A 13,413-nucleotide genomic window follows, 5' to 3' on the forward strand; every position below is an offset into this window, starting at 1 on the left:
ACCTGTCGGCGCGGAAGGGGGAGGCTCGGCGGAGCGATCCCATGACCGAATCCAGCCAGTGGGATCACTGTTCGTAATCGGACGTGCTCACGGGTCCTGTCCCGCAGGCGCGCCGTGAAGGGCCTTGTCAGTGCGGATCGCGCAATGCAAGCTTCCCTCACTTTGCAGCGCGGGCTACGGGGGAGGACTGCCATGCGCGGTTGGTTGCGGCGTGCCCACAAACGGCAGGCAGGATCCAGACCACCGGCCGGACGAGCCTCCGCACAGCGCGCCGCCACGCGGTCAACCCGTCGGCTCGCCACGGCCTTGATCCTCGCGCTGGCTCTCGGGATCGGCGTACCACCCGGTGCGGTACCGGCGGACCAACCATCGCCGTCGCTGTCGCGACTATGGAGCTGGCTCTCCACCCGGCCGTCCTGGGCTTTCAATGCCCCGGCGACCCCGGATCAGGAGCGGGGCCGCGCCCCGCGGCAGGGCCACTACGTCACCGCCTCCCAGGCACCGGCCGGTGGCAAGGCCAGACCGGCGAAGGGCGAACTGAAGCGCTACGAGCCGCACCGGCCAGGGGCGGGAACGGTGAACACCGGCGAGGCCGACACCGGCTTCGACCCCGAGGCCAGCGAACGGATCGCATCGGCGGCAAGCGAGAAGTCGGACGTCTACCGCAACCCGGACGGCTCCTTCACCCGGCGGGTGCACCGCGACCCGATCAACTACCGGGCTGCCGACGGCACGTTCAAGCCGATCGACAGCACCCTGCGTACCGGCGACGACGGTCGCCCCCAGGCCACCGGGAACTCCTTCGGCCTGAGCTTCGCCGGCACCCAGGCACCCCTGGCGGGCAGGTCGGCCCAGGCAGACGGCGAAAGTTCCGCTTCCATCGAGGAGGGTGACGACGACCTCGTACGGCTCTCCCTCGGCGATGGTCGGGAACTGGCGTTCACGCTCTCCGGTGCGACCATCGGCACGCCGGTCGTGGACCGTGAGATCGCCCGGTACACCAACGTCTTTCCGGACGTCGACCTCGAGCTGGGCGCGATGGCCGAGGGCGTCAAGGAACTGCTGCTGCTGCGGTCGGCACAGGCGCCGACGGAGTATCTGTACCCGCTGCGGCTGACCGGTCTGACCGCGCGGGTCGGTGTCGGTGGGGCGGTCGAGTTCGTGAGCGACGACGGCAAGGTCGCCGTGTTGATGCCGGTCGGCTATCTGGAGGACGCGGCGGTGGATGCCACCGGCGCGGGCGCCATGTCGCACGCCATGCGCTACGAGATCGTTGACGTCGAGGGGACGCCGACACTGAAGATGTCGATCGACGGGGCGTGGCTGCGCGATCCGGCCCGCCGGTTCCCGGTGGTCCTGGACCCGACCGCCACCATCGCGACCACCACCGGCGACACCTATGTGCAGTCCGGCGCGACCGAGCCGGACCGGTCCGCCGAGAACAACTTCGCGGTCGGTACCTTCGACGGCGGGGGTGGCAAGGCCAAGTCGCTGATGCCGTTCCCGACCTTCGGCACCACCTTCGCGGGCAAGCGGCTCAGCGCTGCCGACCTCAACCTGTTCATGAGCTATCAGGGCGTCGGCAGTGGCTGCGTGGTCCGCCGCTTCGATGTGCACCGGGTCACCGCGAACTGGAACGCTGCCACCGTCAAGTATGGCACCTTCCCGTCGTACTCGGCCTCGATCGGTAACGCCTCGCCGTCGAGCACCGCCGCGTGCAACAACACTTCCGGGACCCGTAACGTCGGGACCTGGGTGTCGGTGGCGCTGAACGCGGCACAGGTGAACGAGTGGGTGACCGGTGCCGGCAACTACGGCCTGGCGCTCACCGCGTCGGAGACCGACAGCGCCGCCTGGAAACGGTTCACCTCGGCGAACCCGAATCTGACCTGCACCCACAGCACCTACGGCGCGATCCAGTGCGACCCGTTCATCGACATCACCTACAGCGACAACGTCGCGCCGCAGGTGACGACCCGCTACCCGGCCAACAACTACCCGGTCAGCACGCTCACCCCGGAACTGGCCGCGCAGGGCAACGACCCGGACAACTGGCCGGCCAAGGGGCTGCGCTTCAACTTCCTGATCTACAACGACCAGGGCGCACAGATCACCACCTCCGGTTGGGTGCCCGGCGGCGTCTGGAAGGTCCCGCCGGGCGTACTCGCCTGGGGAAAGACCTACCTGTACGCGGTCCAGGTCAACGATTACTCCTCCACCGGGCCACCCACCCCGGTCACCTACGCCTTCTCGACGCAGGTGCCGCAGCCGGCGGTGACCTCCTCGCTGGCCCAGAACGGCGGCAAGGGCTACGAAGCCAGCGTCGGCAACTACACCACCTCGGACAGCGACGCCGAGGTCGCCACGGTCGGTCCCGCACTGTCGATCACGCGGGACTACAACAGCCTGGACACCCGCGCCGACAGCGCGTTCGGCCGTGGCTGGTCGTCGCTGTTGGACATGCGGGCCCGGGAGGACCGGGACGCCGCCGGGGTGCTGCAGACCGCGACGATCCGCTATCCCGACGGGCAGGAGGTATCGTTCGGTCGCAACAACGACGGCACCTGGGTGCCGCCGTCTGGCCGGTTCTCCGTCTTCAAGGCGATCACCGGCGGCTACTCGCTGACCGACAAGGACGCCACCGGGTACGAGTTCACTCAGTCGGCCGGCGGCGGTGTCTTCCGCCTGACGAAGATCACCGACGCGTCCGGTCGGGCACTGACCCTGCGCTACGACACCAACGGGCGGGTGGACGAACTCCGGTCGGTGGCGTCGAACCGTACCCTGACGATCGGTTGGTCCACCCCGGCGGGCGCCGCCCACCCGCACGTCGCGACGGTCACCACCGACCCGATCACCCCCGGCACCCCGACCACCGCGCTGACCTGGTCGTACGAGTACGACACGGACCTGCTCGAGGGGGTCTGCCCACCGGGTACCAGCACCGAGTGCGCCAGCTACGAGTACACCGCGACGGCGCAGCACGCCAGCACCGTACTGAACTCCTCACCGTACTCGTTCTGGCGACTGAACGAGCCCTCCGGCGCGGCGGTCGCGCAGAGCGGTGTGCTGTCCAACGACGGCGGCGACGCCGGTGTCCTGCAGAACGTCGCCCTCGGCGGGCCCGCGGCCCACCCCGGATCCACCTCCACCTCCGCCACGTTCAACGGCACCAGCTCGCGGGTGAAACTGCCGGCGAAGGCCGTCGCCGACGCCTCGTACCAGTCGATCAGCATGTGGTTCCGGACCAGCACCCCCACCGGCGTGCTGTTCAGTTACCAGAAGGACGCGGTCGATCCCGGTGTCACCACCACCGGCGGATATGCTCCGGCGCTCTACGTCGGCTCCGACGGGCGGCTGCGCGGCCAGTTCTGGACCGGCAACGCGGCCTCGACGCTCGCCTCACCCGCTCCGGTCACCGACGGCCAGTGGCACCACGTCGCGCTGGCCGGCAACGGCGGCAGCCAGCGGCTCTACCTCGACGGCGTCGAGGTCGGCGTGCTCAACGGGGCGATCACCCTGGCCAGCCTCGGCGCCACGAACAGCTACATCGGCGCAGGCTTCCTCGGCGGTGCGTGGCCGGCGCAGCCGCACACCACCCCGACCGCCACCTTCTTCAACGGCTCGATCGCCGACGTCGCGTTCTACAACCACGCGCTGACCGGCTCCACCGTCACCTCCCTCCACCAGTCCGGTCAGGTCGGGACGCCGGTGATCTCGGAGGTCGGCAGCAACGCCGGCCGGGTCCGTGCACAGGTCGAGTACGACACCGTCAGCGGCCGGGTCAGCAGGGTCACCGACGAGAACGGCGGCGTCTGGCAGATCGCCGCCCCCACCACCTCCGGATCCAGCCAGGTGTACGTCTCCGCGGTGCTCGGCTCGCGGCCGCGCGACTATTACCGGCTCGGCGACATCGACGGCCCGGCGGAGGCGGTCAACAAGGTGGTAGGCAACCGCGCCTACTACAACAACGTCACCTTCAACACCGTGCAGCCGAACACCACCAGCCCGTTCGCGGACACCTTCGGGGCCGGCTTGAACGGCACATCGTCGTTCGTCCGGATGCAGGGCTGGGGCGTGGTGCCGTTCGAGGGGCCACACACCATCGAGATGTGGTTCAAGGTGCCGGCCAACCACGCACAGAGCGGGGTGCTCTACAGCTACCAGGACTCGGCGGTCAACGGCGGTACCCCGACCACCGGAGCCTACGTACCGGCGCTTTACGTCGGTGCCGACGGCTACCTGCGCGGCGCCATGTACACGGGAACGGCCAGCCCCATCACCTCGACGACCAAGGTGAACGACGGCAACTGGCACCACGTCGTGCTCTCCGCCGGCTACCAGGACCGGCAGCGGCTCTACCTGGACAACAAGCTGGTCGGCACCAAGGTCGGCTCTCTGGTGCCCACGTTCTCGGAACTGGGCTACATCGGTGCCGGCACCACCCGCAACTGGCCCGGCTCGTCCCGCGACGTCAGCTACTTCACCGGCAACATCGCCGAGTTCGCCTACTACGAAGAAGCGCTGTCGGAGGCGGCGGTCGACGCCCACTACAAGGCCTCCCGCAGCGCTCTACCGCCGCCGGCCGGGGTCACCGGCCCGGTGCTCACCCCGGTCACGACCGCCACCGTGACCGACCCGACCGGCAAACCGATCAAGCAGATGTTCGACCTGGTCAACGGCAACCGCCTGATCGCACAGACCGACGCGCTGGGCAACACCACCACGTACGGCTTCGACGTCGGTGGCTTCGTCTCGGTGGAGTACGACCCGCTGGGCCGCAAGACCGAGTCGGGCAAGGACGTGCGCGGCAACACGATCCGGTCGACCACCTGCCGACACCACAACACCGAGGTGGGCGACGAGTGCCAGACGTCGTACTACCGGTACTGGCCGGACGCCACCACCGTCAACCTCACGCCGGACGCCCGCAACGACCAGTTGATCGAGATGGTCGACGCCCGGGGAACCACCGAGACCGATCCCCGGTACCGGACCCGCTTCACCTACGACACGGCTGGCAACCGGACCAGCATGATCTCACCGCCGGTGCCCGACCATCCCAACGGTCGGACCACGGCGATGACCTACACGACCGCCACCACAGCGGCCGTCGGCGGGGGAGTCACCCCGCCAGGTCTGCCGCTGACCACCACCTCGCCGCGCGGTTCCCAGCAGCGCACCGAATACAACGCGGCCGGCGACGCGGTCCGGGTCACCGACCCGGCCGGACTGGTCACCGAGTTCACCTACGACGGGCTGGGCCGGGTGACCACCAAGAAGGTGATCTCGACCGCCTATCCGGCCGGACAGGTCACCAGCTACGCGTACGACGCGGACGGCGAGGTGACCGAGACGGTCGAGCCGCCGGTGACGAACCGGGTCACCGGGGCGGTGCACACCGCCCGGACGACCGATGTCTTCGACGCCGACGGCCTGGTGACCGAGCGGACCGTCGTCGACACCACCGGCGGGGACAGCCCCCGGGTGGCCAGCAGTTCCTACGACCAGTACGGCCGGATGATCAAGAGCGTCGACCCGGGAGACGCGATCACCGTCTTCGAGTACGACGTGTACGGCAACCAGACGAAGGCCGTCTCCTGCGACAGCGACCCGCTCCCGGGCCAGCCCTGCCCGACCGGCGACGTGCTACGCATGATCGAAGATCTGTACGACGCCGAGGGTCATCTGTTGACCAGCCACCTGACCGGTGCCGACGGCACCCGGACCAGGCTGACCTTCAACACCTACTACACCGACGGGAGCCTCGCGTCCGAGACCGACGCGATGAACTGGACCACCAACTACGTCTACAACGCTGACGGCACCCTGCGGAAGGTGACCCGCACCGACGGTGTGAAGACCCACGTCGTCGAGGAGAACCTCTACGACCGAGCCGGCAACCTGTCCTCCCGTACCGAGAACAACGGCGCGACGAACACCCAGTACACGCACGACGGGGCCGGTCGCCTGCAGGCCTCGCGGGTGGTCGTGAACGACATCCCCCGCACCACCCGATACACCTACGACGCCGACGACCGGGTGGTGGCGACCCGGAACACGTCCGGTGACAACGAGACCGTGCTGCATACGGTCGAGAACACCTACGACCCGATGGGTCGGGTGACCTCGGAGAGCGTCAGCACCAACGCGGCGTCCCGGCCCGCCGGCTGGTGGAAACTGGACGAGACCAGCCAAGCGGGAGAAATCTTCACCGCCCACGACTCGTCGCCGTCCCAACAGGACGCCTCCGGCTACCTCGGCGCGTCCCTCGGTGGAGGGTTCGGCACCTTCACCACCGGTAGCCTCGACACCGGTGGCCCGGTGCTCAACACCACCCAGTCGTACTCGGTCTCCGCGTGGGTACGGGTGAGCAACCTGACCACCTCGCACACCGCCGTCGGCCAGGGCGGCAACAACCACGGAGCCTTCTTCCTCCAGTACCACCGGACGGCGAACAAGTGGGCCTTCGTCTCGCCGTCGTCGGACTCGGCCTCACCGGCGTCGTCCGCGACGGCGACGGCGAACCTCACCCCCGCCGCCAACACCTGGGTCCACCTGGTCGGGGTCTTCGACGCCAGCACCAAGGCAATGTCGATCTACGCCAACAGCGTCGCTGGTGTCTCCGCCACCAACGCCACCCCGTTCAATTCGGTCACCTCGCTGAGCATCGGCGGCGTGCACTACGGCAACGGCGGCGGTGCCACCTTCGCCGGCAGCATCGACAACGTTCAGGTCTACCAGCGGGCCATCTCGACCACCGAAGTGGCCACCCTGTACGGCAGCGGCAACGGCCGGACCAGCAACACCACGCTGAGCACCAACCAGTTGACCACCAACTACACCGTCGACGACCGGGGTCTGACCACCGCAGTGGTGGACCCGAAGGGCAACCGCACCGACTTCGAGTACGACGAGGCCGGTCAACTCGTCCAGCAACTCGACCCGGCCGTCAGCACCGAGGTCTTCGGCGGCACCCCGCTGCCGATCCGGCCGATCTCCAAGCTCGGCTACAACACCTTCGGCGAGGAGGTCGAGTCCCAGGACCCGCTCGGCAACCTCACCCAGGTCCGGGTCGACGCGCTGGGCCGACCGTGGAAGACGATCCAGCCCGACTACACCCCGCCGGGTGGCACCCCGATCGTGGGCGCGCACACCGTCACCACCTACGACAAGCTCGGCCAGGTCGTCGCCAGCACCGACCAGCGCGGCAAGACGACGACCTACGAGTACGACTCGTTCGGCAACCCGGTCAAGGTGACCGACCCCACCGGCAAGATCTCCACCGCCACCTACAGCCCGGTCGGTGACCTGCTGGAAACCGTCGACCCGACCGGCGCCAAGTCGACCGCGACCTACGACTACCTCGGCCGGCAGGTCACCGTCAGCCAGGTGGTCCGGCAGCCGACCCCGTTGGTCAACACGACCAGCTACGACTACGGCACCGGGGCCTACGGCGACACGGCGGCGGCCGGACCATGGCTCCAGAAGATCACCTCGCCGGACGGCGTGACCACCTCCTACACCAACAACGCGCTGGGCGAGCAGGTCACGATCCGCGACGGCGCGAACAACCCCACCTCGATCGACTACGACGGCCTCGGCCGGGTGTCGCGCATCCTCAACGCCGACGCCACCCGACGGCTGTTCACCTACGACGGCGCAGGCCGGACCGTCCAGGTCGAGAACCGCAACCCCAGCAACGTGGTGATGACCACCGAGAAAGCCGCGTACGACGACAACGGCAACCTGGCCGCCTCCACCGACGCCCGCCAGACCACGACCACCTTCGGCTACGACGCACTGAACAACCTGACCAGCGAGGTCCAGCCGATCACCGCCACCACGGCGATCACCACCTCGTTCGGCTACGACGCGGCCGGCAACCGAACCCGGTTCACCGACGGACGCAACAACGCGTTCTGGACCACGTACAACAGTTGGGGTCTGCCGGAGTCGCAGATCGAGCCAGCGACGACCGCCCATCCCGACCTGGCCGACCGCACCTACACGGTGACCTACGACCAGGCCGCGCGGGCGGTCGCCCAGCTCGCACCCGGCGGCGTGCGGATCGACAACGAGTACGACGACCTCAACCGGCTGACCGGCCAGACCGGAGCCGGCGCGGAAGCCACGACCACCGCCCGCTCGTTCGGCTACGACGACGCCGGCCGGCTGACCTCCTTCTCCGCCCCGAACGGCACCAACTCGGTCAGCTACGACGACCGGGGTCTGCCGCTGACGATCAACAGCCCCGGCAACGCCACGTCGTTCGGCTACACCCGGGACGGCCGGATGGCGTCACGCGCCGACGCGGCCGGTACGACCGGCTACACCTACGACGTCGCCGGCCGGCTGCGGACCGCAGCCAACCCGACCACGGGAATCAACCTCACCATCGGCTACAACACCATGTCGCTGCCGTCGACCATCACCTACGGCACGAACAACAACGTCCGGACCCTCACCTACGACTGGCTGCAGCGCCTGAGCACGGACACCCTGCGTACGTCGAACGGCGCGACGACCCTCGGGTCGATCACCTACGGCTACGACCCGAACGGCAACTTGAACTCTAAGGCGACCATTGGGTTCGCCGGAGCATCATCGAACAGTTTCGGCTACGACCTCGCCAACCGGCTGACCTCCTGGACCCGCGGCAGCGCGGTGACCGCATACGCGTACGACGGATCGGGCAACCGAACCCAGGCCGGAGCGAAGACGTTCACCTACGACGCCCGTAACCGGCTCACCGCCCAGACCGGGGTCAGCTCGTACGTCTACACCCCACGCGGCACGCTGCGTCAGACAACATCCGGCAGCGTCACCCACGAGACGGCGGCGGACGCGTTCGGCCAGGTCGTCTCGCAGCAGGCGGCCGGCGGCACCAGCACCTACTCCTACGACGCGCTCGGCCGGGCCGTCCAGCCGCAGTTCCGCTACACCGGACTGGGCAACACCCTGGCCCAGGACGGCACAGCCACCTACACCCGCAGCCCGGATGGCGAGCTGCTCGGGCAGGGCAGCGGTGCCGGCGCCGGTTCGGTGTACGCCTGGACCGATCTGCACCGGGACGTGGTCGGCCAGTTCACCGCCACCGGTACCGCGTTGACCGGCTCGACCAGCTACGACCCCCTCGGCACGGTCCTGGCCACCTCTGGTCTGGTCGGCAGCCTCGGCTACCAGTCGGAGTGGACCGACACCCAGACCGGTCGGGTGAACATGCACGCCCGCTGGTACAATCCGGACACCGGGCAGTTCGACACCCGCGACACCGCGTCGAACAACCCGGTGCCGGACTCGGTGGCGGCGAACCGTTTCCAGTACGGCGACGCGAACCCCATGACGACCCTCGACCCGACCGGTCACTGGGGTCTGAAGAGCTTCCTCAAGAAGACCGTCAGGGCCGTCACGAACCCGGTCGCGACGTACCGCGCGGTGGCCAGCAAGGCGTCGTCGGCGTTCAACTACGTGGCGTCGGGTCGGGCCTGGAGTGACGTCAAGGCCAAGGCGAAGAAGGTCGTGACCAAGGCCAAGAAGGCCGCCAATGTGGTCAAGGACTCCACTGTCCGGTGGGCGAAGAAGAAGGTCAACAAGGTCAAGGACGCCTACAACTCGGCGAAGAAATGCGTCTCCGGTGGCGTCGGAAAGTGCGTCAAGGAGACAGCCAAGAAGGCCGTCAAGAAAGTCGCGACCACCGTCAAGTCAACGGTGGAGACGATCAAGAAGGACCCCTGGAAGTTCGTGGCCACCGCGGCGGTCGGGCTAGCGGCGGCGGTGGCGGTCGGGGCACTCTGCGCCACCGGTGTGGGATGTCTGATCCTCGCCGGTGCTGTCGCGGGTGCGATGTCGGCCGGGGCCGGCTACATGGTCGATGTCAGTCGTGGGGATGAGGAGTTCTCGTGGAGTGGCCTGGCCGGAAACATGGTGGAGGGCGGCCTGGACGGGGCGCTGTCGGGTGGCCTGAGCCGGTTCGGTGGCGGTAGTCGGCTGCTTGGTGGGGCCAACCGGGCGGTCCGTGGTGGCCCGAGCCCGGCGGCGGTGTCGTCTCGGCAGGTGTCGGCCGGTGGTGGCCGGGGTGGTGGGGCGTCGGTGGTCCGGTCCGGTCCTGCGGGTGGTGATGGTGGGTCGGCGCCGTCGAGTCGGCCGCCTCGGGCGGAGGAGGTGTCGGCTGGTTCCTGCTCCACGGGTAAGCCCCGGCACAGTTTCGACCCGGCGACGCTGGTGCTGCTGGCCGACGGTACAGCCCGCCCGATCGGGGACGTCCAGCCCGGTGACGAGGTGGTGGCGACCGATCCGGAGACGGGGGAGACCAGCACCGAGCCGGTGACCCAGTTGCACGTCAACGTCGACCGGGAGCTGACGAACCTCACCGTGCGGGAGGGCGGTGCGGACCGGGCGGTAATGCTGGAGACCACGGCGCATCATCCGTTCTGGGACGCCACCGACCGGCAGTGGGTGGATGCCGGGAAGCTCCAGGTCGGGCATCGGCTGCTGGTCCACGACGAGAAGCGGCTGGAGGGCGACGGCACCGGCGCCGGTAGCGGTGGCGGCGGACCCGGGCGCGAGGTCACGGTCGTCGCGGTCGACAACTTCACCGGCTCCGAGGTCATGCGCGACCTCACCGTCGCCACCCACCACACGTACTATGTGGTGGCCGGCAACACGCCGGTTCTCGTACACAACTGCACCCCATCAGACGCTCTTATGAAGACGGCGGATGAGGGAGAGATCAGGGGAGCGGACTTCGCCGCTGAGTACAGGTCGCCGAGTGGGGCTACATACCGGGCGCACAACAAGTCGCAAACCAATATTCCGGATGCCATGAGAGATGAACTCTCCGAGTTTAATCACCCGCACCTCGGCTGCGCTGAAATGCAGTGCTTGGCGAAGGCATATGCAGCAGAGGGGCCAACGGCTATTCGTGGCGGCCACATGACAGTGGTGCACGTCAGCGACACCGCAAAGGGGGCACATGGTGACCTCGCCCGCCCCTGTGGAGCTTGTGCCCGCACTTTGGGAGGGCTTTTCGTAAATGTCAATTGACGACGGGGTATTAGATTTCGCCGCGCTTCCACCCCCACTTGTCGGTGCACTCGAGGCGTCCGGATGGTTTTGGGGACGGAAGGTCGACGTGGGTGAGATTGTCGCTGAGCTGGTCGAACAAGGTTATCGGAGTAATCCGTTCGCGGTCTCTTTCCTGGAAGCGTTTTCAGGTCTGCGCATACCGCCGCTCAACAGCGAAGGACCAAATTTCGCCAACACGGAGTCGCTGATAATAGATCCGGGCGGAGTGGGGCGGAGGCATCGGTCTGAGGCGGCGGAAGTAGAGTCGGTCGTTAACGAGGATGTGTTTCCGGTGGCGTGGTGGCTGAGTTATTCGTACGTATACATAACAGCCTCCGCGAGGATGGTCGCCTTTTCGTCCGGCCTGATTTGGTTGCTGGGTGACAGTCTGGAGCGAGGGCTCGATATGGCCGTGCGGGCGTCGGCCGAACTCACCTGCATCGGATCCAGGGCAGGCCAGCCCAGATGGCCTGCCCTGAGATAAAGGCATTGAGTCATTTAGGCGGGCAGCCGGCCCACCATTGGTACTGTAGTGTCGATTCCGCCCGAACCCGAGACCAAGACCGGACCGTTGCTACACCACGTTCCTGGACGTGACCTGGCTCCGCACACCTACTCGGCACCCGCGCTGCTTGGAGGCGGCGTCCCGGCACGGTTCCCCGTCACGCGAGGTTGACGTACTTGTGCGCCAGCTCGGCGCCCTCCTGGCTGAGGAGGCTGCTGCGCGCGCCGGACAGCATCGCGCTCACCGGGATCGTCTCGTCGTGCGGGCGGACGGTCTGCGAGGTGTGCGCGAACCACTGCCGGCCCGGCTCGCTGAGCTGCTCCGCGCCGAGGATGTGCGCCGACTGGTAACACGCCGCGCTCAGTACCCCGAGGATCGTCGAGACGTTGGCGGACAGGTGCAGGCACCGGCGCGCGGCGTTGAGGCCCATGCTGACCACGTCCTGGTTCTGGCCGTTCGACGGGATGGTCTTCACCGACGAGGGCGCCGCGAGGTCGAGGTTCTCCGAGGCGACGCTGGTGGCGAGGAACTGGGCGCCCATCAGGCCGAACGACAGGCCGCTGTCGGTCAGCGCGAGGAAGTCCGGCAGCTCGCCACTGGTCGCCGGGTCGACGAGGCGGTTGAGCTGGCGCTCGGCCAGCACGCCGATCTCCGTCAGCGCGATGGCGAGGTAGTCACACGCCATCGCCACGTACTGGCCGTGGAAGTTGCCGCCGTGGAACGAGGTGTCCGCGCTCGCGAACACCAGCGGGTTGTCGTTGCACGAGTTGAGCTCGCGTTCGACGATGCCGCGGCAGAACGCGATCGTCTCCACGACCGGGCCGAGGATCTGCGGCACGCAGCGCAGCGAGTAGGCGTTCTGGATGTAGATCCCGGTGTCGGTGACCGCGTCGTCGTCACCGGTCTGCTGCTCGATGGCCGTCATCAGCTCCGCGTGCCTGCGGGTGAGCCTGCTGCCGGTCAGCAGTGACCGTAGCCGCTCAGCGATCTGGATCTGACCGGGATGGCCCTTCAGTTCGTGCCCGAGCGCGTCGTAGGCCGCCGCGGAGCCGCGCAGGCACTGGATCGCGACGCTGGCGAGGAGCACCGCGTTCTCGAGTAGGTCATGGGCCTCCAAGAGCGCGATCGCCGCGACCCCGGTCATGGCCGAGGTCCCGTTGTTGAGCGCGAGACCTTCCTTGTACCCCAGCACCACCGGCTTGAGACCGTTGGCCTGCAACGCGTCCATGCTGGGCACGCGGTCGCCGCCGAAGAAGACCTCGCCCTCGCCGATCAGCGGGAGTCCCATGTGACTCAAGGGGGAGAGGTCGCCGCTGGCGCCGAGGGAGCCCTGTTTGGGGATCACCGGGGTGATGCCGCGGTTGAGCAGATCCGCCATCAGCGACAGGGTCTCCGTCGAGACGCCAGAGTAGCCCCGGGCGAGGCAGTTGAGCCGGGCGAGCAGGATCGCGCGGGCCTCGGGCTCGTCGAACACCTCGCTGCAGCCGGCCGCGCACCCGCGGAGCAGATTGACCTGCAGCTCACTCATGTAGCGGGCGGGCACCGTCACGTGCGCCATCTCGCCGAAGCCGGTGTTCACGCCGTACATCGGGCGCTGGTTCATCCCCCACTCGGTGATCCGCTCATGCGCCTCGCGTGCCCTCTGGATCGCCTGCTCGTCGAGTTCGACCGTCTCCCGGTCGATCGCCACCCGTGCCACGTCGTTGATGGTGAGATTGTGCCCGGTGATGGTAATCATTGTCAGCCTTTCGGGTATGCCGCGCCGAATTGATGTCGAGGCCCGTTCGGGGGTTTCCAAAGAGAGTGCCGGTCATGACGCCCGGCATGCACCGCGCCGATCG

At 68.0% G+C, this 13,413-nt stretch carries 3 protein-coding genes; 2 read left to right on the forward strand and 1 reads right to left on the reverse strand.

Annotated elements, in window-relative coordinates; translation table 11 throughout:
• Positions 1–576 precede the first annotated feature (576 nt).
• Positions 577–11,046, forward strand: a complete 10,470-nt coding sequence (locus ACFT41_RS01155) for a LamG-like jellyroll fold domain-containing protein (protein WP_377613709.1) — start codon at positions 577–579, stop codon at positions 11,044–11,046.
• The gene (locus ACFT41_RS01160) at positions 11,036–11,551 is read left to right on the forward strand and encodes an SUKH-3 domain-containing protein (protein ID WP_377587625.1); all 516 of its coding nucleotides are present in this window, start codon (positions 11,036–11,038) and stop codon (positions 11,549–11,551) included. The genes ACFT41_RS01155 and ACFT41_RS01160 overlap by 11 nt, the downstream gene beginning before the upstream one ends.
• Positions 11,552–11,729: 178 nt before the next feature.
• On the opposite strand, the gene hutH is transcribed toward ACFT41_RS01160, so the two are convergent.
• Complete coding sequence (gene hutH / locus ACFT41_RS01165) at positions 11,730–13,310, reverse strand: histidine ammonia-lyase (RefSeq protein WP_377587624.1); 1,581 nt, start codon at positions 13,308–13,310, stop codon at positions 11,730–11,732.
• Positions 13,311–13,413: the final 103 nt, after the last annotated feature.

This window comes from Micromonospora sp. NPDC057141 (assembly GCF_042670805.1).
Classification (GTDB): domain Bacteria; phylum Actinomycetota; class Actinomycetes; order Mycobacteriales; family Micromonosporaceae; genus Micromonospora.